A 25,142-nucleotide genomic window follows, 5' to 3' on the forward strand; every position below is an offset into this window, starting at 1 on the left:
TCCGGACTGTTGTTCCGTGCCGGACATCTCGCCCGCCGGCTACCAGGCCACCGGCAGCCACGCCAGGGTCGCCGAGAGCCGCTTCTTCACCTTCTCCGGGTCGGTCAGCTCCTCCGGATCGACGGTCAGCCGCATCGTCGGGATCCGGGTGAGCAGCGCGGTGAACGCGATGTTCAGCTCGAGCCGCGCCAGCGGAGCGCCGATGCAGTACCAGGCGCCGTGCGCGAAGGTGAGGTGCGGGTTCGGCGTACGGTGGAAGTCGACCCGCTCGGGGTCCTCGAACGAGCGGGGATCGAAGTTGGCCATCGCGAAGTCGGGCAGTACCAGGTCCCCCGCGCTGATCCTCTCCCCGCACATCTCGATGTTCTCGAGCGCGTAGTGCGGCTGCCAGCCCCCGCCGAAGTTGGCCGTGCGCAACATCTCCTCGACCGCGGTGTTCATCAGGTCCTGGTCGCTCAGCACGGCCTCGCGCAGGTCCGGCCTGGTGAGCAGCCGGGCCATCCCGTTGCCGATGTGCGTGGCGATACTCTCGTGCCCCGCGAACAGCAGCAGGCAGACGATCACCACGACAAGCTGGTTGTTCTCCAGCTCGGGGCAGATCCCGGAGATCAGGTCGTCCCCGGGGTCCGCCCGCTTGCGGTCGACCAGGTCGGAAAGGTACGCGAAGAAGGCGGCGGCTCCGTCCGCCGACGCGTTCTCCCCGGTGCCGTGCATCCCGTCCAGCAGCACGGCAAGGTGGTCCCGCTCGTCCTCGGGCACCCCCATCAGCTCGCACAGCACCCGCAGCGGAACCGGCAGGGAGAACGCGGGCTGCAGGTCGACCGGTGGATTGCTGGCGAGCAGCTCGTCCACCGCCTCGTGCACGATACGCTCGATCCCCGGGCGCAGCGCCTTCATCCGCTTGCTGGTGAAGTACGGGATGAGCAGGGCTCGCACCTGCTGGTGCATCTCGTGCGGATCGCTTCCCGCGCCGGTGGACGCGATCAGCTCGAAGATCGGGTTCTTGGTGGCCTGGGCCGCCTGGTCCGGGTTCGGGTGCGTGCGGCCGAGCCTGCGGTCGACCATCAGCTGCTTGATCTCGGCGTGCCCGAGCACCAGCCAACCCTCGTCCCCGGTGGCCGTGCGTACCCGCCAGATCGACTTCTCCGCCTGCATCCTGCGCAGGTACGGGTTGTCCCCGAGCGCGGGCGAACGCAGGGATTCCAGGGTGGGCAGATCCTCCGACACGGTCATGACCCGTCCTACCTTCTCTCGTCACAGCTCAGCCGGCAGCCGCCGAGTCTCGTGCAAGCGCGGTCGGGAAATCCCTAGTGCCTCGGTGCGCGACGACCGTCACCGGCGCGGCGTCGCCGTCGCGGGAAATCCCCAGTCCGGAAGACGTTCAATGGCGAAACCTGCGCCGGAAGGGGAATACGTGTCCAAACGTGCTTTGATCACCGGCATCACCGGGCAGGATGGTTCCTATCTCGCCGAGCACCTGCTCGAGCTCGGGTACCAGGTGTGGGGCATGATCAGGGGCCAGGCCGACCCGCAGAGGTCCAGGATCGGGCACCTCGCGGGCGAGGTGTCGTTCGTGCGCGGCGATCTGACCGACGAGGGTAGCCTGGTGGCCGCGGTGGACATCGCACAGCCCGACGAGGTGTACAACCTCGGCGCGATGTCGTTCGTACCGCTGTCCTGGCAGCAACCGAAGCTGACCACCGATGTCAACGGAACCGGTGTGCTCCGCATCCTGGACGCCATCCGTACCGTCTGCGGCCTCGACACCTCGCGGACCGCCGGCGGCCAGATCCGCTTCTACCAGGCCTCCTCCTCGGAGATGTTCGGCAAGGTGACCGAGACTCCCCAGCACGAGGCGACCCACCTGCACCCGCGCAGCCCGTACGGCGTCGCCAAGACCTACGGCCACTTCATCACGCGCAACTACCGGGAATCCTTCGGCATGCACGGCGTTTCCGGCATCCTGTTCAACCACGAGTCGCCCCGCCGGGGGCCGCACTTCGTCACTCGCAAGATCACCCTGGCGGTGGCCAACATCAAGAACGGCAGGCAGGAGAAGCTGCACCTCGGCAACCTCGATGCCCGCAGGGACTGGGGGTACGCGCGGGACTACGTGCGGGCCATGCACCTGATGCTGCAACGGACGACGCCGACCGACTATGTGATCGGCACCGGCCGGATGCACACCGTACGCGAAGTACTCGAGGTCGCGTTCGACGCGGCCGGGCTGAACTGGCAGGACCATGTCGTGGTGGACCCCACCCTGGTCCGTCCGGCCGAAGTGGACACACTGTGTGCCGACCCGGCCAGCGCGAGCGAGGAACTCGGCTGGCGGACCACGACGACCTTCGAGGAACTCATCCGGTTGATGGTGGAGGAGGATCTGCGGGAGACCGGCCGGGAGCAGTCGCACACCCGCCCGCCCCTCGCGCCCGCCTGGTGATGCCGGCGGGCGCGGGGCGGCAGGCTCGGCGAGCGGGTGCTACTTGACGAAGTCGGGCAGCACCCGCGGCGGCCAGGAGCCGGCGCGGAACACGCCCATGGAGTAGGCCTTGGAGATGAGCGCGGGCCGGTTCTTGACCTTGAACCGGCGCAACAGGTTCGTCACGTGGTACTCGATACCGCCGCGGCTGAGGTACAGCCTGGCCGCCAGCTGCACGGTGGACACGCCGGCGCCGATGCCCTCGATGATCCGGGCGTCCACCTCGCTGAGCAGTTGCCTGCGCCCGGCCGCCTGCCGGGTGTCGGTCTCCCGGCTCTCCGGTTCGACGAGCACGAGCACCCCCTCGAACCGGCCGCTACGGTCGGGCACGGCGACCCCGGTCAGCTCGGCGGTGCCGCGGCGCATGGCGACCGACCGTTCGGTGAACCGGCCCCCGGTGTCACCGGCCAGCGCCGCGAGCCGCATCCCGACCCGATCCCGCGCGTCGGGATGCAGCAGCTCGCACAGCTCCCGGCCGTGCACATCGCCCGGCGAGCGCCCGAACTGGCGCGCGAAGTCCGGATTCGCCCGGACCACCCTGGTGCCGCGGTCGAGCCGGGCGAACCCGATACCCGATCGCTCGATGAAGGAGCGGAACACGTCCCGGCCGCTCTCCGGCCGCCAGGCTTCACCGCATTCCGTGGTGCGCGGCGCGTTCTCGACGGCAACACTCATGACCGAAATCCTCTCCGTGCGGTTGGGGAAGGAACCGAGTAGGCACAGGCGCTCACCCGGCCATCGTCGCCGGGTGGAAGATCGAGACGAGCTGCGCCCGGCCGCTCAGCCCGAGCTTGCGATAGACACGGGTGAGGCGCTGCTCGACGGTGCGGCCGCCGAGCGTGAGCAACCCGGCGATCCGCGTGGTGGACCAGCCCGCCGCCGCGAGCGTGGCGATCCGCCGCTCCTGCGCCGACAGCGAGCCGTGCCAGGGCACCGCGCCGGGACCGCCGGCCGCGGCCGGCGCATCGAGCAGGCGCTGGACACCGTCCCGGTCGCCGGCCGCGATCCTCGACATGGCCGATTCGGCCAGCGCCCGCGACCGGCGCGCGGGCGAGCGACGCAGCAGCGGTACCGCCGCACGCAGGTGATCGACGGGGTCGCCGCAGCGGGAGCTCGCGGCGAGCAGGTGCACCGCACCCAGGGTGTCCGGGCCGCCCCAGCGCCGGGCCAGCCGGACCGCCGCCCGCGTCAGCGGCTCGGCGGCGGCGTGGTCCCCGCCCGCGGCGTGCGCGGCCGCCGCCATGGAACGCCACGCCGACACCGCGGGGTTGAGGCAGCGCCGCAGCATCAGCGTGCGCCCGCATTCCAGGAACCGCGGCAGGGCCGCGCCGGGGTCCGCCAGCAGCATCCGCAGCCTGCCCCGCGCGTACTGCAGATGTGCCCAGGCCATCCCCTCGGCCGCCGCGGCGGGCAGCGGCACGGCCAGTACCCGCTCGGCCTCCTCCGGTTCGTCCCTGGCGAAATGCAGGCCGGCCTCCAGCGCGAGGAGGTCGGGTACCACCCGAGGTGGCCAGGACTCCGGCGGCAGTTGCGCCCGTGCCGCCGCAAGATCCTCGGCCGCCGGGGCGAGGTTGCCGCGCGCGAGCTCGCACCGGGCCAACTCGAGCAGCGCCAGCACCGCGGGCATCGGCGCGCCCTGCCGCCGCGCGTCCCGCAGCACCTGGTCCAGCCCCAGCACGGCCTCCTCCGGTTCCTCCGCGTACAGCAAGGCCCGGCAGGCGTGGATCCGCGGCCCGAACGGCCGGTCCCCGCCCGCCGAGCGCAGCGCCGTACTGGCCAGTTCCCGTGCGCGCGAACGCCAGCCGCCGCGCATGGTCAGCCGCCAGGCGAGCACGCCTGCCTGCACCGGGTCCGCGGGCAGGTCCGGCAGCCCGGGCAGCGGACACTCGGGCAGTACCGGATCGGCGATGCCGTCCCCGGCCGCCAGCAGGCCGATGGCGGCCAGCGGGCCGGCCGCGCCGGGTGCCCTGCGCGCGCAGGCCGCCGCGATGGCGTGCCGGGCCACCGGCGCCTCGCCCAGCGCCTGCAACAGGTCGGCGGCCCGCACCAGCCCCCGGAGGGGAATCTCCGGCCCTGCTTCCAGCAGAACCTGCCGCAACCTGCGGGCGGCGGCGTCCGGGTCGCCCGGCCGTTCGGTCAGCGCGAGGTCGGTCAGCAGCTCATGGCGCAGCTCGGGTCCGGGTCGCTCCCGCAGGGCGCGGTTCAGCAGCGCCGCCGCGTCGTCCGGCTCGCCGGCCGCCCTCGCCCGTTCGGCGACCCTGCGCAGCAGCGGCACGCCCCATCCGACCGTTCCCGGTGGCGCGGCCGGCAGCAGGCAGGCGATCCGTTCGTCCGGCAGCGCCATGCGGCGGGCGAGTTCCGCGGCACGCCCGGCCATCCGCTCCCGCTCACCGGTGCCCATCCCGGCCAGCACGCGGGCACGCACGGTGGGTGCGGTCAGCCGGGGACGCTCGGTCCGCGTCACCAGCCCGAGAGCTGCCAGGCCGTCGAGCACGGCGGTGGCCGGCGGGGTCCGCGGCGAGGCAAGCGCGTGCACGAAGGTGGGCTCGAGATCGTCCCCGGCGACGGCGATGGCGCGCACCACGGCCAGCGCCTCGGGCGGCAGCCGGTCCACGATCCGCGCCGCCCGCTCGCCGAGCACCTCGGCCACGTATCCGGCCAGCACGGGCAGCCGCTCGGCGACCGGCGTCAGCGAGTCGCGCGCGTACCGGTCGAGGCTCGGCCGCAGCACGGCGACCCGGCCACCGGTCAGCTCGGTGGCGCCGGCCAGGAAGGAGCGGTCGGCCCGCTCCCCCAGCCTGGACCCGATCAGCTCGTCCACCGCCTCCTCACCGAGTGGGCGCACGGTGACCGGATGCTCGATGCCCGGCGGGTGATGATCCGGTGTGGACGCTCCGGGCACCAGCGTCCTGACCAGCAGCACCGGCGCCTGGCGGAGGCGAGCGGCGAATGCACGCAGCCACCGGCGGGACAGCGGGTCGGCCCAGTGCGCGTCATCGACGGCGAGCAGCACAGGACCGTGCCTGGCGAGGGCGAGGAACTCGGCACACAGCTCCGCCACCGCGGCGGTCTCCTGCCCGGTACGGGACAGGGCGCGCAACGACGGCCGGTACGCCGCATGGCTCAGCTCCGCACCCAGCTGGGACACCACCCCGTAGGGCAGTTCCACCTCGGCCGGCGAGCACCGGGCGAGGGCGACGGTCAACTCGCGCTCCCGTGCCCGGCGCACCACATGCTCGAGCAGGGTGGTCAACCCGGTACCGCTCGGGCCGGCGAGGGTCACCGCGGCCGATTCGCGCCGGTCGGCCAGCGCGCGCACGTGTTCATCGAGCCGGCACAGCTCCACGTCCCGGTCGACGAGTGGGTCGTGTCCCGGTCGCACAGGCATGGCAAACACCGCCTCCCCATCGATTCCCGAAGAACGACGATCGATGAACGCGTTTTCTGCCGGCGGCCACCGGCAGATCGCGGTCGCGACATACTCGAGTTCAACTGCCCATCAACGGGCCGCTTTACGAACTTTCACCCATGTTCGAGTCCCATTGTTCACGGCGGCATGCCGATTTCGGCCCATGCCGAGTACCGCTTTCGCGGCGCGGCCGGGGCGGCGAAACCTCGCCGGGCCTCGCCCGGTCGGACTATGACCCAGTTAACACGGAAGTGTAAGTAGCCGGATGTCCACTAGCAAGGGATTCGCGTTGGTTTACCTGTGTCTGCTTGGCAGCAACTTGGTAAATCCGTCCTGAGCAGGGATTTTATCCGAAGTTCACGACGAAAGTAGGGACGACAGGCGGAGCCATCGATTACAGTATGAATCTATTAATGCGCATATAGTTACTTTGAATCGGTTCAGCTTCGTGGTAACGGACACCCACCCCGCGCCGGGTGGTCACGGCGAGTATCGGCGAGAAGTCCGGTGATCCCCTAGTCATCCGCCCGTAGTATCGCGGGCGGCCGCGAGCAAGCACGGGTGTCGCGGCACATTTCCACCGACGATCCTCGGAATGAACTCAGGCAGAGAAAGGCAGTTCCGTGACGGCTGGAAGGCACCACACGTCCACACGCCGCCCAATCCTCTTCGCCTGCTTTCCGGAACACGGAATGATGAACCCGCTGCGGGTGCTGGCCACCGAACTCGCCCGGCGCGGCGTACCGGACGTCTGGTTCGCCACCGATGAGTACCGGCGGCCGGATATCGAGGGCATCTCCGGCACCAATCCCGTCGAGTTCGCCTCGCTCGGCGAGACGATCCCGGAACGGTCGGCCGAGACCTGGGACGAGCGCACCTATCGTGCGGTCACCCAGGCCAACCTGTTCAAGGCCCACCAGGCCCAGATCGAGCAGGGCTACGACCCCAGCCTCCAGGCGGCCAAGTACCGCGCGCTGGAGTCGGCCGCCGACAAGATACAGCCGGCGCTGATGGTGATCGACAGCATGTGCCAGTACGGGATCGATCTGGCCATCACCAAGGGGATTCCCTACGTCCTGAGCACCACTTTCCTGCCCAGCGTGTGGCTGACCTCCTACTTCCCGTTCGGCAAGTCCTACACCTCGCCGTGGTTCCCGGTGCCGAACTCCGGCCTGCCGCGGGACATGACGATCGGCCAGCAACTCGCCAACCAGCTGTTCCGGCTCCGCACGATGGCCACGTTCGGCAAACCGAAGATGCTCAAGGTGCTGGCGCGGGAGCACCGCGGCCGCAGGGAACTCGGGATAGCGCCGGAGGCACGCAGGTTCCTGGCCAAGGCGGACCGGGCGGAGCTGATCCTGTGCTACTCGGTGCCCGAGCTGGAGTACCCGTTCCGCTACCCGGACACCCTGCTCACCGTGGGCGCGATGCTGCCACCGCTACCGGAGGCGGCCGACGACGGCGGGCACCTCACCGCGTGGCTGGACCGGCAGGACTCGGTCGTCTACATGGGACTCGGCACCGTCACCAGGCTGTCGCCGCCGGAGATCCGCTCCATGGTGGAGGTCGCGCGCAGGCTCGAGGGCAGGCATTCGGTCCTGTGGAAGCTCCCGCTCGAGCAACAGGAGTTCCTGCCACCCGCCGCGACCCTCCCGGGCAATCTCCGGATCGAGACGTGGCTACCGTCCCAGCACGACGTGCTGGCGCATCCCAAGGTCACGGTGTTCTTCACCCATGGCGGGGGCAACGGGTTCCACGAGAGCCTCCGCCACGGCAAGCCGATGGTCATCCGGCCGCTGTGGGCGGACGGCCCGGACCAGGCCGTCCGCGGCCAGGAACGGGGCGTCAGCCTGACGCTCGACCGGCCGCACGACCTCGTCCCCGATGACGTGACCGACAAGCTGACCCGGGTACTGCGAGACGGCTCCTTCCGCACCCGTGCGGAGTACTTCCGCGACCTCATGCGTGCGGCGGGCGGCCGGTGCACGGCGGCCGACCGGCTGCTCGGCCTGCCCGCACTCGCCTGACTACCCCCATCCCACGAACCGAAAGAGGGCGCCATGACCGTGAAGTACCCGGTTGCCAAACCCAGCCTCGCCGGAAACGAGCTCGAGTACGTCACCAACGCGATCAACGATGGCTGGATCTCCTCGCAGGGAGCCTACGTCGGGCGGCTGGAGCGGGAGTTCGCCGCGTACAACGGGATGAACCACGGGGTCGCCTGCGCCTCGGGCACCGCGGCGCTCACACTGGCCCTACGCGCGCTGGGGATCGGGCCCGGCGATGAGGTGCTGGTGCCCGAGTTCACGATGATCGCCTGCGCCTGGGCCGTCACGCACGTCGGCGCGACGCCGGTGTTCGTCGACTGCGGCGACGACCTGAACATCGACGTCTCCGCCATCGAGGGCAGGATCACCGCCAGGACCAAGGTGATCATGCCGGTACACATCTACGGCCGGCGCTGCGATATGGACGAGATCATGCGGCTCGCCTTCGACTACAACATTCGCGTGGTCGAGGACTCCGCCGAGGCACACGGCATCCGGCCCACCGCGGACATCGCCTGCTTCTCCTTCGACGCCACCAAGATCATGGCCGCGGGCGAGGGCGGGATCTGCCTCACCGACGATCCCCGGCTTGCCGGGCAGCTGGCGCATCTGCACAGCTGGGCCTACTCTCGCGACTTCCGTTTCCTGCACAAGAAACTCGGTTTCAACTTCAGGATGACGAACCTGCAGGCCGCCGTCGCGCTCGCGCAGCTGGAACGGCTCGACGAGATGCTCGAGCGGCGCGCGGAGATCCAGCGCCGGTACGACGAGGGCCTGGCCGGAACGCCGGGGCTCACCCTGATGCCGCCACGGGACGTGCTGTGGACCTACGATGTCCGGGCCGGACGGCTGGCGGAGCTTCGCTCCTTCCTGGCGGGCGACGGGATCGAGACCCGGCCGTTCTTCCAGCCGATGAGCAGGCAACCGCCGTACTTCGCCCCGGAATGGTCCGCCCTGAACGCCGCCGGGTTCGCCGTGGACGGGCTGCTGCTGCCGACGTACGTCGACCTGGCGGTGAGCGAGCAGGAGTACATCATCGGACGGATCCGTGAGTTCTACCGCGCGGGGTGACGGCGGCCGCGGCGCGGCGGCACGCTAGTGCACGTACTCCGGCAGCACCCGGGGAGGCCAGCCGCCGACGCCGAACAGTCCCATCGAGAACGCCTTCGCGACCAGGGCGGACCGGTTGCGCACCTTCATCATCCGCAGCAGCGCCGTCAGGTGGTACTCCACCCCGCCGCAACTGAGATAGACCAGCGCCGCCAGTTGCACGGTGGAGGCTCCCGCGGCCACCCCCTCCAGGATCCGGGCGTCCAGCTCGGTCAGCAGCTTCTTCCGGCCCACCACCACGTTGTTGCCGCGGTCCCCGTGCTCGGGGCGGATCAGCGCCATCAGGCTGTCCACCTGGCCCGCGGCGCCGTACACCGCGAACCCGGTGAGTTCCCCGCCGAACACCGAGCTGCCGGAACGCATCGCCAGCACACGTTCCACGAAACGGGGACGCTGCCCCTCGACCAACCAGGTGAACTGCTGCGCCACATTGCCGCGGACGCTGGGATGCAGCAGTTCCGGCAGCGGCTCCCCGCGCAGGGACGGCACGGAGACACCGAACTCCTTCCCGAAGTCGACACTCGCCTCGACCACCCTGAGCTGATCGTCCAGATTGGCCGCGCGGATGCCGGTCCGGTCGAAGAACGCCCGGAACACCCCGTTGCCACCCGGCGATTCCGTGTCACCTGCCTGGTCCGGCTCGTCGCTGAGCATTCGACCGCTCCTCGCATTCCCTGTGTCTTATTCAAATGTCGGGTTATTCAGGTCCGTTGCGGGCGTCACCACTGCTGTGACCTGCAACGACCTCCCGCCCGTCGCCCACCGCCACCCAATCGGTGGCGCTGCGCGCCGCGGTGACCATGGGCCTGGCGGCCCACGGTCGCTGGGTCGTTCTGAATAACCCTCCCTGGGGCGTCGGGGCACGACCTACGCGGGCGAGCATAGAAAGAAAGCGCGCGCCCGGCGCCGCCGCTGCGCCAACACTGCGGGTTTTCCCCGTACTGGTTCGGAGGGTGCGGACCCGGCAGGGGGATACGGTTCGGTACCGGCACGATCACCCCGCACCCAGCGTGCCGACCAGGTGTCTTATTCAAATGTCGGGTTATTCAGGTCCGTAGCGTGCGTCACCACTGCTGTGACCTGCAACGACCGCTCGCGCGGGCCTGGCGGCCCACGGTCGCTGCGTCGTTCTGAATAACCCTCCAGGTCGGCACGCCCGGACACACCCAGCTTCCGGTAGATCCGGGTCAGGTTCTTCTCCACCGCTCGCCGGGTGACCCCGAGGTCGTCCGCGACGCGCTGGTTGCTCCAGCCTCGCAGGACCAGCTTGACCACGGCATCCTCGGTGGCGGTCAGCGCGCTCCGGCCCACCCGCACGATCCGCAGCACCGGCCCGGGAGCCGCGTCGGCCCGCCCCGGCCCGAGCCAGCGGGCCCCGCGGTCGGCCGCGATCCGGTCGGCCTCGGCCATGAGGCGGGCCACGCCGGGTGGGTCTTCGGCACGCAGCCGCCTGCCGAGGGTCACGATCGCCGCGCCCAGCTCGATCGGGTCGGCGGATCCACGGAGCACCTCCACGGCCTCGCGCAGCAGCTCGGTCCCGGCCTCGCCCGCGGTCAGCACTCCGCGCAGGCGCAACGCCCGTCCCCGCGCCGCCGGGCTGCCCCACGCGGTGGCCGCCCGGTCCTCCTCCTCGGCCAGCGCGGCCGCGGCGTCGAGCTCGCCGAGGCGCTGGTGCACGGCGGCGGCCCAACCACGCCAGCAGGCCACGGCGGGGCCGCGCCAGTCGCGGCCGGCCAGTTGCCGCCCGCAGTCGAGGAACCGGTCGAGCGCGGACCGTGGGTCGCCCCGCGCCAGATCCGACATCCCGCGCACCATGCGGTCCGCCGTGATCGCCCGCAGATCACCCGAGTCCCGCGCGGCCTGCCGGATACGCGCGCCCAACTCCGGGTCGAAGGTCCGCAGCGCGACCGTCGCCAGTGCCAGCACGGCCAGGGTGGTGGCCTCCGGCCACGCGGGATCGGCCGAGTCCAGCACGCCTTCCGCGAGGTCCCGTGCCCTGGCGGGCCGCCCGGTCGTGGCGAGCAGGACCGCCCGCTCGGCGGCGACCACGGCGCGCACACCCGGCGACTCCTGTCGCGCCGCGGCGATACCGGCCAGGTCCAGCCAGCCGGACAGGGCGCGCACCGAGTCCGTTCCGATCGCGAGGTGGGCCAGCACGGGCAGGGCGGTGTAGGTGTGCGCCGCGCTCGCGGGCTCCCGCTCCAGCACCCGGTCGAGGACACCCGCCACCTCCGCGGCGGGCAGGGACCCGGTCAGCATCGCCTCGTAGGCCAGTACCACGAGCAGTTCGCGGCCCCCGCCCTCGGCGAGGACGGGCTCGCGGTCACCCAGCCGCCGCAGCCGGGACGCGCACGTACCGGGTCGCGCGGGCTCCTGGACGGCCAGCCACCGCAGCCGCGCCTCCAGCCGCCAGACCGGATCCGGCCGCCCATCGGGCTCGTCGCGCCAGGGTCCGCCGAGGTCGATGCCCTGCTCGCCGCCGACCTGCCGCAGCAGCGCGCCGGCCGCGGGGTGCGCCGCGGCGAGACCCGGTGGCAGCCACAGCGCGGCGGCCGCGCGCTCGGCGGCGGATGCCAGCCTGGGCGCGGCCAGCACGAGATCGCGTGCCGAGGTGGCCGGATCGAGCCCGCGTTGCGCCACGGCGAGATCGACCAGTAGTCCCGCCCGTACGGAGTCGGTCACCGACCCGTCCGCGAGGGCGGCCCGCAGGTACCGCACGGCATCGCCGGGCGCACCGCGTTCGAGGGCCGCGTCCGCCGCCGAACGCAGCACGTCCCGGTCGGACGGCCGCGGCCCGCCACCGGCAGCCAGCACATGCGCGGCGACCCGCTCGGCGGGGCATCCCTCCTCCCGCAACAAGCGCGCGGCCTCGGCGTGCAGGCGGCCCGCGGTCTCGACGGTCATCCTGGCCAGCACGGCCGCCCGCACGGTGGAATGGGCGAGCCGCGGCGACCCGGTGCCGGCCAGCAGGCCGATCCGGTCCAAGGCCCGCAGCGCGGAGGTGTGATCCTCCCGCGTCATGCCGGTGAGGCCGCGCAGCGGTTCCGCACCGCTGTCCGCACCGCTGTCCGCATCGAGCACCGCCAGTGCGTCGGCGAGGGCACGCACGGGTTCCGGCTGCGCCGAAAGGCAGGCCATCCGCCAGTCGCACAGTAGCGTCTGCACGGCCTCGGTCGGCACCTCCGCCCACCGCCGCACCGGCCGGGGGTCCCGGTCCCGCAAGCCGGACAGCACCGCCGCCAGTGCACCCGGGTTGCCGCCGGTCGCCTCGTGACAGGTCAGCACGAGTTCCTCCGGGCAGTCGGCCCCGAGCACCTCCGCCGCGAACCGACGCACGCCGGGCACCGAAAGGGCACCTGGCCGCAGGGTGCGGCAGGCGGTCGCGGCGATCTCCCGCACCAGCACCGGATCGGTGCGCACGCAGTCCTCCGCGATCGCGCAGGCCACGAGCACGGGCAGGCGGGAGATCCGCCTGGCCAGGTAGCCGAGCCAGCGCAGCGAAGCCCGGTCCGCCCACTGCACGTCGTCGAGCAGGAGCAGTACCGGTCGATCCCGGCCGAGTTCGCCGATCATCGAGTGCAGCCCGTGCAGCACGACCTCCCGGCGGGCGTCGCTCACCGCGGTCGGTTCGGCGGTGAGCAGTCGCCGCGCGTGGCCGGCCGCTCCGCGTGACCAGCCTTCCGGTTCCCGCAGCCGATCCGGGGTGAGCAAGGGCTGGAACAGCTGCCGGACGAGGCCGAACGGCAGTTCCCGCTCCGCGTCCGCGCCATCCGCGCGCAGCAGCAGGAACCGTGCGTCCTGCCCGGCTTCCGCGAGCGCGTCCAGCAGGGCCGACCGCCCCGTCCCGGGCGGTCCGCCGAGCACGAGCACACCGCCCGTCCCGGCCGCGGCGGCGTCGAGCGCCGCGGCTGCCGAGTCCAGCTCGTGGTCCCGCTCGAGCAGGCCGCCACGAAGATCAACACCCATGTCCCTCGGCCGAGCCTTCCGTCGCCGGTCCTGCCGCGGCACCGCCCCGGCAGTGCGTCACGGGGACGGGCTTCCTCGGTTTCGGAGTGTAGGGAGACGGATGTTGATTTACAACCGGATCTTTGGTTTCACTTTCGTTTAGTCAGTCGCGATCGACCAGTCGACGTTCCGGCGCGAAATCCGGGCGCACCCGCACCTGCACCCGCTGGATGTCGTCCGGCCCCGGCATCCCGCTGCCCGGCAAGGACACCGCGGCCGCCGCCCAGCGGAGGGCCTCCCCCAGCGCGTCCGGCCCGACGGCGCCCGCGGCGAGAAACCCGGCCAGCAGCGCGTCCCCGGCACCGACCGCGCTGCAGCGGGCCGTACCCGCCTCGCCGTGCCAGACCCGCCCCTCGCGCTCGACCAGTACCGCCCCGTCCGAACCGAGGCTGGCCAGCACCGTGTCCACGCCGGCCCCCTGCAGCAGGCGCGCCGCCTCCGCCACCGCGCCGAGGGTCGTCAGCCGCCGCCCGACCACGCTCTCCAGCTCGGTGAGATTCGGCTTGGCCAGGTCGGGACCGTTCTTGATCGCCTCGACCAGTGCGGAGCCGCTGGTGTCCACCGCCACCGGGACCCCGACCTCCCGCAGCCTGCGCACCGCCTCGCCGTAGCTGCTGTCCGGCACATCGGCGGGGAGGCTGCCGGCAAGCACCACCCAGGCCGCCCCGGGCACCTGCTCGACGACCGCATCGCGGATCGCGCCGAGTTCCGCCTCGGACAGGCCACCGCCGCGCTCGTTGACTTTCGTGACGGTGCCGTCCGGCTCCACCACGCTGACGTTGGACCGGGTCGGCGGCCCCACCGGGACGAGGACCGCCGGAACCCCGTCCACGGCGAGCAGATCGCCGAGGTGCCTGCCCTCGGCGCCGCCGACCGGGAGCACCGCCACCGAGTCGACCCGGTTGGCCGACAGCGCCTTCGTCACGTTGATGCCCTTCCCACCGGCCTCGACCTGGCCGCCGGTGGCCCGGAGCAGAGTGCCCCGCCGGAACCCACCCACCTCGACCGTTCGGTCGACACTCGGGTTCAGGGTCACCGTCACGATCATGCATCCGCCCCTTGCCTCGCGCCGTTCGGAGTGCGCACATCATGGGCAGCACGCGCACACTCGCGCTCAACTGAGCACAGTAGTGCACGTAACCTTCTGATTGCAAGGGTTTTTGCTACTGAGTACCTGTTTTTATGTTTGTATATGTTGACTTTGCCCTCGGGGTGGTCGCGCCGGGCGCCGGCGCGCGGGGCCACCCCGGGCCCCGGCGCCGGCCGGGACCCTGGACTACTCGGCCATCATCGTCCGGCCGCACCATTCGAAAACGGGCAGCCGGTCACCATCGATCTCGGCCATTTCACCGCTGTCCGCGAAGTGCTCGTATCCGGAGGCGAAAACAATCTTCACCTTCTCGGTCAGATCATTTACTTCCTGAACACGCGCCGATTCGGGCAGCCGCACCGGACCACCCGAAAGCACAACTCGCACACTGGCCACGGCAACCATCTCCTCATGCCGCACTGGATCCTGCCGGAATGCCGGGCCGCCACACGCGACCGTCCACGTGCCGAGCCCGGAACCGAATTGTTCCGACTGCGACACTGGTGTTTTCGCCAGTTCCCGGCCACTACTACTTCGATCGGCAGCGGCGGCATGCCCACGGTCGTTCGGGACGCCGCACCGTCCTCCGGCGGGTCACCCGTGCATCGGCGTCGCAGTGCCCGATACGATCGGCACGGCTGGAAGGAGCGATCGGGGTGTATGCCGAGGAGCGGCAGCAGGTGATCCTCGAACGGGCCCGCGCCCATGGCAGGGTGGACGTCACCGCGCTCGCCGACGAGTTCACCGTGACCACGGAGACGATTCGCCGTGACCTGACCATCCTGGAGCGGCACGGCGTGCTCCGGCGGGTGCACGGTGGGGCCATCCCGGTGGAGCGGCTCGGCTTCGAGCCCGCCCTCGCCACGCGCGAGGGCGTGATGATGACCGAGAAGGTCCGGATCGCCAAGGCCGCGCTCGCCGAACTGCCCGCGGAGGGCAGTATCCTGCTCGACGCCGGGTCCACCACCGCGCGGCTGGCCGACGAGCTGCCCACCGACCGGGAACTGACCGTGGTCACGCACTCGGTCAACATCGCGCTGAGCCTCGCGGCCCGGCCCAACCTGACCCTGATGCTGGTCGGCGGGCGCCTGCGCAGCCGCACGCTCGCCACCGTGGACTCCTGGGCGTTGCAGGCGCTCGACGCCACCTTCGTCGACGTCGCCTTCATCGCCACCAACGGCATCTCCGCCGAACGCGGCCTGACCACGCCGGATGCCGCCGAGGCCATGATCAAGCGCGCGGCGATCGCCAGCAGCAGGCGTTGCGTGTTGCTCGCCGACCACACCAAGGTCGGCAACGACTGTTTCACCCGCTTCGCGGAACTCAAGGACATCGACACGTTCATCACCGATGACGACGTCGACCCCGCGACGCTGGAGGAGATCGCGAACGCGGGACCGCGAACGGTCACGGTCTGACCCGCACCGGCCGCCACCCGCGGGCAGGCCAACGTCGTCGACACGCGGCTTGCGCAACCACGTCGAGCTCAACCTCAGGGTCGGCGGGGACGACTCCTGGACCGTCACCCGTGCGCCACGGCGCCCACCGCGCCGATCGCGGTCCCCCGCGAGGCACAGCGCGGTTAGGATTGGTGACGTTCCGAGGTCGCAACGGGCGCGGGGCTGTGCACTGAGGAGGCGTCATCGTCGGGTTGGAAGAGGCACTTCTCAAGGTCGGTGGCGCGATGGCCGGGCGCGCGGCGCGGGCATGGCTGAACAACCGCGCCGCGGACGAGCGGCGCGGCATGGAACTGACGGAGTTGATCGCCCACCGCTATCCGCTCATTCGTCATCGCAGGGAGTTCCGCCGCCGGCTCGAGGAGATCGAGGACCAGGTGACCGAACGGCTCCTGCCGCTGTGCGAGCGGGAGTTCCACGGGCTGGACGAGGGGGAACGGGTCGCCGCGCTCACCGCCGTCGCGGACGCGATCGAGAACGCCGACCTCTCCGACGAGACGATGTTCCGCCTGGACATCGACCCCATCGCGCTCGCCAGGGAGATCCGCAGGCAAGTGCCGCAGGCGACCCACCAGGCGGCGCTGTCCGAGTCCGCCGCCGAACTGTTCGGCCTCGTTCTCGACCAGACCTGCTACTACCTCGCCCACCTGATCCGCGAACTGCCCGAGTTCCAGCCCCGGGCGGCTGTCGAGACCCTGTCCAGGCTGTCCGGGATCGCCCGACAGATCGGCGAGGTACTGGAACGCCTTCCCGTGGCCTCGCTCGACCGGATCACCGGCACCGACGACGACGAGGAATTCCGCAACCGGTACGGCGAACTGGTCAGCTCGCTCTACGATCGCCTGGACATCCTTGGCATCACCACGAACTACTACGAGCCGTCGGTCACCCTCACCGTCGCTTACCTCAGCCTGACGGCCTCGACCGGTGGCACGGAGTCGAGGGTGCGCGAGAACCCCATGCCCGAGCCGCATCGGTTGGACTCCACCGAGCTTCGCTCGCAGGTCGTCCGGGTCGAGGACGCGCTCGGGCACAAGCAACGGGTTCTCATCCAGGGAGACGCGGGCGCAGGCAAGAGCACGCTGCTGCAGTGGTTGGCCGTCACCGCGGTTCGGCAACGGTTCGTGGGCTCGCTCACCGGCTGGAACGGCCTCGTACCGTTTCTGATCCGGCTGCGGGACTTCGCCGATCGCGCACTGCCGGACGGCGAGGAGATCCTGCTCCACGCCAACGCCCCGCAATGGGGCATCGTGCCCGAGGGCTGGGTGCACCGGATCGCCGACGCCGGCCGCGCCCTCTTTCTGATTGACGGCGTCGACGAGCTGCCCGAACAGGACCGGGCAGGCGTCCGGTCCTGGCTGCGGGCAATCATCCTTCGCTACCCCGGCTGCCGGCTCGTGGTGACCTCCCGCCCCTCGGACCTCATCGAGCGATGGTTCGCCAAGGACCGGTTCCACCTGGCCACCCTGGAACCCATGACGACCGAGGACGTCGGGGTGTTCGTGGACAAATGGCACAGCGCCCTGCTCGACTCCTCGGGGGGTCAGGCCATGGTCCTGCCCTGCCCGCGGGAGGAGGTGCCGAAACACCAACGTTCCCTGCTCGCACACCTCGCCGCCCGGCCCCACCTCCGTGCCCTTGCCCGTAATCCGTTGCTGTGCGCCATGATCTGCGCGTTGAACCTGGATCGCCGGGCCAACCTCCCCCGCGACAGGATGACCCTGTACGACGCCGCCCTGGACATGTTGCTGGAGCGCCGGGACGCGGAGAAGCAGGTCCTCGCCGGCAGTGAGATCCAGCTGACTGCGGTGGAGAAACGGGCATTGCTGCGTGCGCTGGCCTGGTGGCTCAACGAGAACCGTCGTACCGAGATGTCCCGGGAAGAGGCTATCTACCAGCTACAACTCAAGATCGGCACGATGCCCGGCGTGACCCAGCCGCCCGCGGACGTGCTCACCTACCTGCTCGAACGCAGCGGCTTGCTCCGGCAACCGGTACTCGGCCGGGTGGACTTCGTGCACCGCACCTTCCAGGAGTTTCTCGCCGCGAAGGAGGTCGTGGAGCGCGACAGCATCGACCTGCTGGTCAACAACGCCACCTCCGACCTGTGGCGCGAGACGGTGCTGATGGCCTGCGCACACGCGACGGCTCCCCAGCGCGACCGCCTGCTGAGCGGGATCCTGAACAACGCCTACGCCATGTACCGGACCCCGGAGGTGAGCCAGCGCCGGCAGCTGATGTTGCTGGCGGCGGCCTGCCTCGAGATCGCCGTCGAGGTCTCCGCCCGGGTGATCGCCGAGGTCGAACGGTGCCTGACCGAACTGTTACCGCCGACCAGCTACGAGGAGGTGAACACGCTCGCCACCGTGGGATCGTCCCTCTTCCGGGTCCTGCCGGCGGACCTGCGGGACATGGATCCGCTGAGCGCGGTGCTCACGGTCCGCACCGTGGCACTGTCGAATGAACCCAGCACGCTGGAGGTACTGCGGCGCTACGCGCGGGACCGGCGCTGGGAGGTCCAGGACGAGATCATGACCTGTGCCAGGTACTTCGACCTCGACGAGTACACCGGTCGAGTGCTCGCCGACGCACCGTTCTTCGATCACGGCGTGGAGATCAGGGAGCACGCGTGGCTGCCCTACCTCGACCGGTTTCGCGACGTCGAGCAGATTCGCGTGCTGCTCCACCCGGACCGGCTCGACGATCTGAGCATCTTTGCCAGAACGAGGAAACTGCACGGGCTGCTCGTCGGCGTGGTCGGCGACTGCGATCTGACGCCGCTGGAAGAACAAGGGAACCTCGAGTATCTCAACCTCACCTGCGATGGCGCTTTCGCCGGACTGTCCACACTGGCCGGGCTACCGTCGATGACGGAGCTGGTGCTCACCCCGGGTGAGCCGATCGACGATCTCGACTTCCTGCCCGCGCTCACCGGCCTGACCCGGCTGGAGATCGCCAACCTGGACCCCGGTGCGGAACTGACCACCGTCACCACCCTGCGCAACCTGCGCTCCCTCGGCCTGCGTGGCTGCCGAGCGCCGGTCGACACCGGCGCCCTCGCCGGACTGCCCCAGTTGGAGCGCCTCGACCTGCGCGACTGCGGCGACGGCCTGGACCTCTCCCCGCTGTCCGGTCGCAGGGTGCGCGTGTTGTTGAACCGGGGACAGGCCGTGCGCGGACTGTCCGAACTCGACGCCGACGCGGAGATCCAGCGGTTCTGAGCCCGGCCAGGAGACACCCGCGGCGGGGTCACGGCGTACGCGGCTCACGTGACGAACAGGGTGAACGCCGCGGTGTGCAACCGCCCACCGGCGCGGAACTCCAGGAACAGCCGGTGCTCGCCACGTTCGGCGAACTGGGCGTGGAAGGTCAACTCCGCCGGTGCCTGCCCGTCGCCCGGGCTTTCGATCGGGTGCATGTGCGTGACCGACTGGCTGAGCGTGTGGAACGCGGAGACATGGGCATAGGCGCCCAGGTAGGTCCCCAGGTCACCGACCGGCGCGCCGTCCGGTCCGGTGATCGCGAAGCGGAGCTGGTTGACCTGTTTGGCGATCGGCTGCGCCGGACCGTCCGGCCTGGTCACGGTGTACGGGCCCGCCCGAGCGGAGGCCGCGGGCGGTGGCAGGGTCGCCGGGGTGGTGTCGCCCGGGATGATGATGTTGCGCCCGAGCACGATCGGATGGCTGGGATCGGCACTGCCCACGGGCACGAACTCCGCGTACATCCGGTAGGTGCCGCCATCGGGGATGTCGATCGTGGTACGCCACAGGTCGCCGGCCGGCTCCGGATGCACGTGCTGGTAAGCCGCCATGTCGTCCCGGACGACGAAGAAGTGCAGCAGCTTCGTGGCGTTGCGTTCGAAGCTGGTCTCCGGCATACCGCCGGGACCGATGATGCGGAACTCGAGCCGCTGGTCGTCACCCGGCTCGGTCGGCACCGTCTCGGGCACCATCCGGAAACCGCGCTCGGAGTCGCTGAGCCCGTCACTGTGCGGCTGGGTCGGCGAAGCGGGACCAGACATGCCCGGCATGCCCGACATGCCAGCCATGTCGGCCTGCGGAGAGCCGCTGCCGGACGGGCTGACCGAGACGGCCAGGGCGACGGCGGCACCGGTGACCACGAGCACCGCCACGGCAAGGGTCGCCTTCGTCGCAGGCCGGGTACGGCGTAGCGAGAACCTCCGCCCCTCGCCCTGCGCGGGCGAGGGACCGGAGGCCTCGGTGGACTCCTCGCTCATCCTCAGATCCTTGGCCGGACCACGAACAGGCCCTGCTCGATGCTGTTGATGATCACATTTCCGCTGGCGAAGTACGGGTAGACACTCCAGGCACCGTTGAACCTCGCCTCGTTGGACCTCGGGTGGACGTCGAAGTACCCGACCTCGCTGAGCCTGCCCTCAGCCACCCGGGAGACATCCAGGATGCGCAGCCCGGACTGGTAGTTGGCCTGGTAGCTGTGGTCGCCCTTGATGTACTGGTTGTGGTCGATCGACACGACGGGTGCGGTGTAGGTGCCGTGCGGCCTCGGGTTGTCCAGGTCGGTCAGGTCGAACATGTAGGTCTTGGTGCGCCCGTCCCAGCTTCGCGACTCGTCCAGCTCGTCGTCGTGCACGTAGTAGCGCTGGTCCTCTGTGAACCAACCCTGGTGCGAGTAGGCCACGCCGCTGTAGGCCCGGCGCGCGATCTGCCTCGGTGCGTCCTTGTCGGTGACGTCGACGATGGTCAGGGTGTCCTCATTGGAGTTGAGGCAGATCTCCCTGCCCTGGTAATCCCGGTCCGGACCATGGTAGTCGACGCACTGCGCGTCATGGGTGTAGCCGTCCCGCGAGACACAACCCGCGCCGACCGGGTTCTTCGGGTCGGCGATGTTGATCATATGCGGGCCACCGCTGCAGGTGTTGGAACCGACGGCGTACGCGTACCCGCTCTCCTCGTTGATCACGATGTTGTGCGCGGGCCCGAACCTGGAGTACTGCGCGTCGACTCGGAACGTCTGCGGGGAGGACACGCCACGCAGCCGGGTCAGGTCGAACACCTGCATGCCGTGTCCCCTGATCGCGTCCGCGACGACGAAGGCGTGGTTGCGGTGAACCTTGACGTCCCGCCAGCTACTGGTACCGCCGTTGGACGGCAGGTTGCCGAGGTACCGCGGGTTGACCGGATCGGTCACATCGACGAAGGCGGTGCCGTTGGTACGCCCGAGGAGCGCGTATTCCCGGTTGGTCGCCGGGTCCGTCCAACCCCAGATATCGTTGCCCTGCCCACCGCCGATCGAACTCAGCGGAAGCGTGCTCTGCAGGTCGACGTTGCGGCACGGGTAGCGGTCCGCCATGCCGTTCTGACACGACACAGCGCTGCCCCGCACCGCCGGTACCCGTTCGGTGGGTATTCGGTCGTTCTCGTATGCCTGCGCGGCGGCCTTACCCTCCGGGGTGTCCGGATCATGTGCGGAGGCCGGTATCACCGACATCGCGAGTGCGGCCGCGGTCACGGCCACCAACGCGATCGGGTTCCGAGAGAGACGCATCGGTTCCTCCTCGACTTGCGCGACGCGGCGGCCGGATCGATCCGGCCGCGGCGCCAGGCAAACGAATATCAGAGTCGTTAGGGACGTTAGACCCGGAAAGTCTGCTCCGGAACCTTCTTTCGGATGGCGCAAGGGGCCGTTGCGCTAGGCACCCGTATCCGTATACGTATCCGTATACGTGGTCCTGGCAGGCGGAGACGGTGGCACGCGGGAGGGCGGCCGCACCGTCCCGCGGGTCGGTGCCGATCCAGCGAACCGGGACCGTCCACAGTGAACTCCGCGAGCGGCCTCGGCTCCCCGCCACACGGCCGGGCGGCCGGGCGGGATCGCGGTCACCCCGCGGCGCGGAGGACGCCGTCCCGTCGCGTGGTCGTCATTCCTCGATCGCCCCGCCGATGTCCCGCAGGTGGTCCCGGAAGGTCCAGGACGGGTCCTGCCCACGCCGAGCGAGGTACTCGCCGAACCGCAACTGCTCGCGCAACGGGACACCCGCGCGAATCCGCTCCGCCTGGACCCGCTCGGTGTCCCTGATCGTCTCCGCGAGGGCACAGATCCCGGCTGCCTCACCGGCCGGCAGGAAGAGCACCCCGTCCGCGTCGGCCAGTACCAGGTCCGTGCGATCCACCGACCACTCCCCCACCATGGCCGACTCCAGCGCGCCGCCGGCCCGGGCATCGAGCCGCAACGGCCCCGTGGCGAGGGAGCCCGCACTGAACACCGGCAACCCGATCACCCGGATGTCCGCGGTGTCGCGATGCAGCCCCCAGATCACGATGCCGGCCAGCCCCGCGGCTTTGGCCTCCAGCACGACCAGATCGCCGACGCAGCTCTCGTCCGAGCGCCCGCCGTTGTCCACCACCAGCACGTCGCCGGGTTCGGCGCGTTCGAGGGCTTCCAGGAACACGTCCACACTTCCGGCGTGCCGGGCCGGCGCCACCCGCCCCGCCAACCGGCTCCCGGGCACCACCGCGCGTAGCGGCGCGGGCGCACATCGTACCGGGACTCCGGCGCGCAGGCAGGCGTCCGCCAGATGGGCCGTGGTGAGAGTGGCGAACCTCCGCACGAGTTCGTCGTGGTCCATTACGGCCGCCCGCCGGTCCACGCGGGGTGTCCGGTGGTGACCTCGACATGGCCGGGGACCTCCTCGTGGCTGTCGCCCACCGACGAGGTCCCGGCCGGTTCCACCAGCAGCACCGCTGCCTCGGCCCGCGCGGACGGCTTGTGGAACACGCCGCGGGGCACCACGAACACCGAGCCCCGGGGCAGGGTGACCACCCGCTCGCCACCGTTCTCGCGCAGCGCGATGTCGATCTCACCGTCCAGCACGAGGAAGAACTCGTCGGTGCGTTCGTGCGCATGCCAGACGTGCTCGCCGGAGAACCGGGCGAGCCGAACGTCGTAGTCGTTGATCCGCGCGATGATCCGCGGGCTCCAGATCGCGTCGAAGCCGGCGAGGGCTGCCTCGAGGTCGATGGGGTGACTGCTCATGCGCTCATCCTCACCCTGGCCAGAGCCGGCCACCAGTGCTAGGAATCGCATATGTCGCAAGATTTCTCGCATCGGGTCGCGGTGCTCGTGGACGAGGGTTCCAACCCGTTCGAGCTGGGCGTGACCACCGAGCTGTTCGGGCTGCGCCGCCCCGAGCTCGACCGGCCGTGGTACGAGTTCACGCTCTGCGCCGCGAAGCCGGACATTCGGATGCATCTCGGTATGCTCACCCTCGCCGAGGTCGCCGGCCTCGACGCGGCCGATGCGGCGGACACGCTGATCGTGCCCAACCGACCGGATCCGCACCATCCCACCCAGCCGGCGGCGCTGGCCGCGATCGCCCGCGCCGCCGAGCGCGGCGCGCGGCTGGTCAGCTTCTGCACCGGCGCCTTCACGCTGGCCGAAGCCGGGGTGCTGGAAGGGCGGAGAGCCACCACGCACTGGCGCTGGGTCGAGGAGTTCGCCCGCCGCTACCCCCGGCTCCGGCTCGAGCCCGATGTGCTGTTCGTGGACGACAACCCGGTGTTCACGGCGGCGGGCAGCGCCGCCGCGCTGGATCTGGGCCTGCATCTGATCCAGCGGGACCACGGAGCCGAGGTCACCAACGCGGTCAGCAGGCGGCTGGTCTTCACCGGCCGCCGCGACGGTGGGCAACGGCAGTTCGTGGAACGTCCGGTGCCCACCGTGCCGGACAGCTCACTCGCACCGGTGCTGGCCTGGGCACAGGAACGGCTGGACCGCCGGCTGACCGTCGCCGACCTCGCGGCCCGGGCCGCGACCAGCCCGGCCACCCTGCACCGCCGGTTCCGCGCCGAACTGGGCACCACCCCGCTGGCCTGGCTCACCACCGAGCGGGTGGCGCTGGCCTGCCGGTTGATCGAGCGTGGCGACCTCCAACTCGACCGGGTCGCCGGCGCGAGCGGATTCGGCACCACCGCGAACCTGCGGGCACAACTACGCCGGCACACCGGGCTGGCGCCCGCGGACTACCGGCGGCGGTTCGGCCGGGCCCCGCGATCCCGTCCCACGGGGGCACCGAACGGATCGCCACGCTGAACGACCACCTCGACTCGCTTCCGAGAGCGGCCGAACGGTCCTGCCTACTGGTCCGAATGGATTAGCCACTTCTGCATTGACAAGACAGAAGTTGGCACATGTCGACCTTAGATGTTTACGCCGCCACCAGAAGTGATTAACGTCCCAACCGCAAATCCTCGGCACTGACAGGACGTCGGAGAGCGGCCGGACCTGTGGTGGCGAGCTGAGGAACGCACGCTTGGCGGAGCGCGCGTTTCCAGACAAGCACTGAGGGCGAAGTGGACTGGGGCGCATGTCGTGAGACCCGAGCAGAGGCAGGCCGACGGAAATCCGGTGACCGGGCGACGACACCCCGAGAAACCGGCTCCGCCCCCACGCGCCGGCGCTCACCCCGACCGGGTACGGCGGCACTCCCTGTCCCCGCGCAGGCCCTGGGAATCCCGAATGGAGAACCATGACTGACCACCACGCTCAGGAAGGCTTGTCCGGCAGGAACTTCTCACGCCGCACGATGCTCACGGCAGCAGCGATGGGCGCGGTGGCGCCGGTCGTCGCGCCCGCTGTCGTGGCCGGAGCCGCGCCCGCGGCGTCCGCCAAGGCGCGCGACGACTCCTCCGGCGGCACGCTGCGGCGGATCACGATGTACGCCGAGGAACTGCCCGGCGGCCTGATCGGCTACGGCCTCGCTCCCGGTGGAGCCACCGTGCCGGGCCCGATCCTGGAGATCTGGGAAGGCGACACCCTCGAGATCGAACTGATCAACAACACCGACCGGCAACTGTCGATCCACCCGCACGGGGTGGACTACAGCGTCGACTCCGACGGGTCGCCGCTGAACGACTCCTTCAACCGGCCCGGCGAACGACGCTTCTACACCTGGCGCACCCGCGCCCCGTTCCAGGCCAAGGGGGGCACCTGGATGCCCGGCAGCGCGGGCTACTGGCACTACCACGACCACGCCATGGGCACCCCGCACGGCACCGAGGGCCTGCGCAAGGGGTTGTACGGCGCGCTGATCGTCCGGCGGCAGGGCGATGTGTTGCCCGACCGGCAGCACACCGTGGTGTTCAACGATATGAGCATCAACAACAAGATCGCCCCGAACGCGCCGATGTTCGAGGCCCGGCTCGGCGAGCGGGTCGAGTTCATCGCGATCGGTCACGGCGACCAGTTCCACACCTTCCACATCCATGCGCACCGCTGGGTCGACAACCGCACCGGCATGCTCACCGGACCGGACGATCCCACCCCCTCGATCGACAACAAGGACCTCAACCCCGGCTGTTCCTTCGGGTTCCAGTTGATCGCCGGCGAGGGGGTCGGCCCGGGCGCCTGGATGTACCACTGCCACGTCCAGTTCCATTCCGACCAGGGCATGGCGGGCATCTTCCTGGTGCGTAACGAGGACGGCAGCATGCCGCCCGGCGCGCAGGAGGCCATCGACCGCCACCACGGGCACGGAACCGATCACTAGTCCCCACCGGACGAG

The 25,142-nt window shown here is 70.5% G+C and carries 18 protein-coding genes; 7 read left to right on the top strand and 11 right to left on the bottom strand.

All coding sequences use genetic code 11. The annotated features are described in order from the left end of the window. Positions 1-39: 39 nt before the first annotated feature. Positions 40-1,233: a cytochrome P450 gene (locus FB471_RS28680; protein ID WP_246076771.1), complete on the bottom strand. Its 1,194-nt coding sequence runs from the start codon at positions 1,231-1,233 to the stop codon at positions 40-42. A gap of 181 nt (positions 1,234-1,414) precedes the next feature. Here FB471_RS28680 and FB471_RS28685 point away from each other — a divergent pair, with 181 nt between their 5' ends. Beyond that, complete coding sequence (locus FB471_RS28685) at positions 1,415-2,443, top strand: GDP-mannose 4,6-dehydratase (RefSeq protein WP_142002654.1); 1,029 nt, start codon at positions 1,415-1,417, stop codon at positions 2,441-2,443. A 39-nt stretch (positions 2,444-2,482) separates the two neighbouring features. Here FB471_RS28685 and FB471_RS28690 read toward each other — a convergent pair whose 3' ends face one another. Together FB471_RS28690 and FB471_RS28695 are read right to left on the bottom strand one after the other, a co-directional pair. Then, a complete protein-coding gene (locus FB471_RS28690) occupies positions 2,483-3,157 on the bottom strand; it encodes a PAS domain-containing protein (protein WP_142002656.1) in 675 nt (224 codons plus the stop codon). 52 nt (positions 3,158-3,209) lie between these two features. After that, positions 3,210-5,870, bottom strand: coding sequence for a helix-turn-helix transcriptional regulator (locus FB471_RS28695; RefSeq protein WP_142002658.1), 2,661 nt, complete (start codon positions 5,868-5,870; stop codon positions 3,210-3,212). Between the two features lie 713 nt (positions 5,871-6,583). Here FB471_RS28695 and FB471_RS28700 point away from each other — a divergent pair. Together FB471_RS28700 and FB471_RS28705 are read left to right on the top strand one after the other, a co-directional pair. Then, positions 6,584-7,918 carry a glycosyltransferase gene (locus tag FB471_RS28700; protein ID WP_142002660.1) on the top strand — a complete coding sequence of 445 codons (1,335 nt, stop codon included), beginning with the start codon at positions 6,584-6,586 and terminating at the stop codon, positions 7,916-7,918. Positions 7,919-7,951: 33 nt separating this feature from the next. Continuing rightward, positions 7,952-9,010, top strand: coding sequence for a DegT/DnrJ/EryC1/StrS family aminotransferase (locus FB471_RS28705; RefSeq protein WP_142002662.1), 1,059 nt, complete (start codon positions 7,952-7,954; stop codon positions 9,008-9,010). A gap of 24 nt (positions 9,011-9,034) precedes the next feature. Here FB471_RS28705 and FB471_RS28710 read toward each other — a convergent pair whose 3' ends face one another. The 4 genes from FB471_RS28710 to FB471_RS28725 all read right to left on the bottom strand — a co-directional run bounded on the left by FB471_RS28710 (position 9,035) and on the right by FB471_RS28725 (position 14,540). Further along, a complete protein-coding gene (locus tag FB471_RS28710; RefSeq protein WP_142002664.1) occupies positions 9,035-9,703 on the bottom strand; it encodes a LuxR C-terminal-related transcriptional regulator in 669 nt (222 codons plus the stop codon). Between the two features lie 372 nt (positions 9,704-10,075). After that, complete coding sequence (locus FB471_RS28715) at positions 10,076-13,015, bottom strand: ATP-binding protein (RefSeq protein ID WP_142002666.1); 2,940 nt, start codon at positions 13,013-13,015, stop codon at positions 10,076-10,078. A gap of 142 nt (positions 13,016-13,157) precedes the next feature. Beyond that, entirely contained in the window at positions 13,158-14,102 is a 945-nt protein-coding gene (locus FB471_RS28720) for a 1-phosphofructokinase family hexose kinase (RefSeq protein WP_142002668.1), read from the bottom strand. 228 nt (positions 14,103-14,330) lie between these two features. Then, entirely contained in the window at positions 14,331-14,540 is a 210-nt protein-coding gene (locus FB471_RS28725; RefSeq protein ID WP_142002670.1) for a DUF5988 family protein, read from the bottom strand. Positions 14,541-14,800: 260 nt separating this feature from the next. Between FB471_RS28725 and FB471_RS28730 the strand changes: the two genes are divergently transcribed. Both FB471_RS28730 and FB471_RS28735 read left to right on the top strand, forming a co-directional pair. After that, positions 14,801-15,562, top strand: coding sequence for a DeoR/GlpR family DNA-binding transcription regulator (locus FB471_RS28730; protein ID WP_142002672.1), 762 nt, complete (start codon positions 14,801-14,803; stop codon positions 15,560-15,562). Between the two features lie 233 nt (positions 15,563-15,795). Next, the gene (locus FB471_RS28735; RefSeq protein ID WP_142002674.1) at positions 15,796-18,822 is read left to right on the top strand and encodes an NACHT domain-containing protein; all 3,027 of its coding nucleotides are present in this window, start codon (positions 15,796-15,798) and stop codon (positions 18,820-18,822) included. A gap of 44 nt (positions 18,823-18,866) precedes the next feature. Here the strand turns inward: FB471_RS28735 and FB471_RS28740 are convergent, their stop codons facing one another. The 4 genes from FB471_RS28740 to FB471_RS28755 form a co-directional block, all read right to left on the bottom strand. Continuing rightward, positions 18,867-19,838 (bottom strand): chromosomal replication initiator protein DnaA, encoded by a 972-nt coding sequence (locus FB471_RS28740; protein WP_246076772.1) that lies wholly within the window; start codon positions 19,836-19,838, stop codon positions 18,867-18,869. A gap of 2 nt (positions 19,839-19,840) precedes the next feature. Further along, a complete protein-coding gene (locus FB471_RS28745) occupies positions 19,841-21,127 on the bottom strand; it encodes a choice-of-anchor B family protein (RefSeq protein ID WP_142002676.1) in 1,287 nt (428 codons plus the stop codon). Positions 21,128-21,500: 373 nt separating this feature from the next. After that, a complete protein-coding gene (locus FB471_RS28750; protein WP_142002678.1) occupies positions 21,501-22,208 on the bottom strand; it encodes an RraA family protein in 708 nt (235 codons plus the stop codon). Then, positions 22,208-22,615 (bottom strand): cupin domain-containing protein, encoded by a 408-nt coding sequence (locus tag FB471_RS28755; RefSeq protein WP_142002680.1) that lies wholly within the window; start codon positions 22,613-22,615, stop codon positions 22,208-22,210. Before FB471_RS28755 ends, FB471_RS28750 begins: the two co-directional genes overlap by 1 nt. Before the next feature lie 51 nt (positions 22,616-22,666). On the opposite strand from FB471_RS28755, the gene FB471_RS28760 reads away from it, so the two are divergent. Further along, positions 22,667-23,671 (top strand): GlxA family transcriptional regulator, encoded by a 1,005-nt coding sequence (locus tag FB471_RS28760; protein ID WP_142002682.1) that lies wholly within the window; start codon positions 22,667-22,669, stop codon positions 23,669-23,671. A 436-nt stretch (positions 23,672-24,107) separates the two neighbouring features. Next, positions 24,108-25,127, top strand: a complete 1,020-nt coding sequence (locus tag FB471_RS28765; protein WP_246076773.1) for a multicopper oxidase domain-containing protein — start codon at positions 24,108-24,110, stop codon at positions 25,125-25,127. Positions 25,128-25,142: the final 15 nt, after the last annotated feature.

Origin of the sequence: Amycolatopsis cihanbeyliensis (assembly GCF_006715045.1) — a bacterium.
Classification (GTDB): domain Bacteria; phylum Actinomycetota; class Actinomycetes; order Mycobacteriales; family Pseudonocardiaceae; genus Amycolatopsis; species Amycolatopsis cihanbeyliensis.

Bases quoted from the DNA above. Each gene is read 5' to 3' on its own strand.
- FB471_RS28760 (WP_142002682.1), top strand. From the start codon at position 22,667: ATGTCGCAAGATTTCTCGCATCGGGTCGCGGTGCTCGTGGACGAGGGT.
- FB471_RS28740 (WP_246076772.1), bottom strand. From the start codon at position 19,838: ATGAGCGAGGAGTCCACCGAGGCCTCCGGTCCCTCGCCCGCGCAGGGC.
- FB471_RS28710 (WP_142002664.1), bottom strand. From the start codon at position 9,703: ATGCTCAGCGACGAGCCGGACCAGGCAGGTGACACGGAATCGCCGGGT.
- FB471_RS28705 (WP_142002662.1), top strand. From the start codon at position 7,952: ATGACCGTGAAGTACCCGGTTGCCAAACCCAGCCTCGCCGGAAACGAG.
- FB471_RS28695 (WP_142002658.1), bottom strand. From the start codon at position 5,870: ATGCCTGTGCGACCGGGACACGACCCACTCGTCGACCGGGACGTGGAG.
- FB471_RS28755 (WP_142002680.1), bottom strand. From the start codon at position 22,615: ATGAGCAGTCACCCCATCGACCTCGAGGCAGCCCTCGCCGGCTTCGAC.
- FB471_RS28680 (WP_246076771.1), bottom strand. From the start codon at position 1,233: ATGACCGTGTCGGAGGATCTGCCCACCCTGGAATCCCTGCGTTCGCCC.
- FB471_RS28750 (WP_142002678.1), bottom strand. From the start codon at position 22,208: ATGGACCACGACGAACTCGTGCGGAGGTTCGCCACTCTCACCACGGCC.
- FB471_RS28745 (WP_142002676.1), bottom strand. From the start codon at position 21,127: ATGCGTCTCTCTCGGAACCCGATCGCGTTGGTGGCCGTGACCGCGGCC.
- FB471_RS28765 (WP_246076773.1), top strand. From the start codon at position 24,108: ATGACTGACCACCACGCTCAGGAAGGCTTGTCCGGCAGGAACTTCTCA.
- FB471_RS28720 (WP_142002668.1), bottom strand. From the start codon at position 14,102: ATGATCGTGACGGTGACCCTGAACCCGAGTGTCGACCGAACGGTCGAG.
- FB471_RS28700 (WP_142002660.1), top strand. From the start codon at position 6,584: ATGATGAACCCGCTGCGGGTGCTGGCCACCGAACTCGCCCGGCGCGGC.
- FB471_RS28715 (WP_142002666.1), bottom strand. From the start codon at position 13,015: ATGGGTGTTGATCTTCGTGGCGGCCTGCTCGAGCGGGACCACGAGCTG.
- FB471_RS28690 (WP_142002656.1), bottom strand. From the start codon at position 3,157: ATGAGTGTTGCCGTCGAGAACGCGCCGCGCACCACGGAATGCGGTGAA.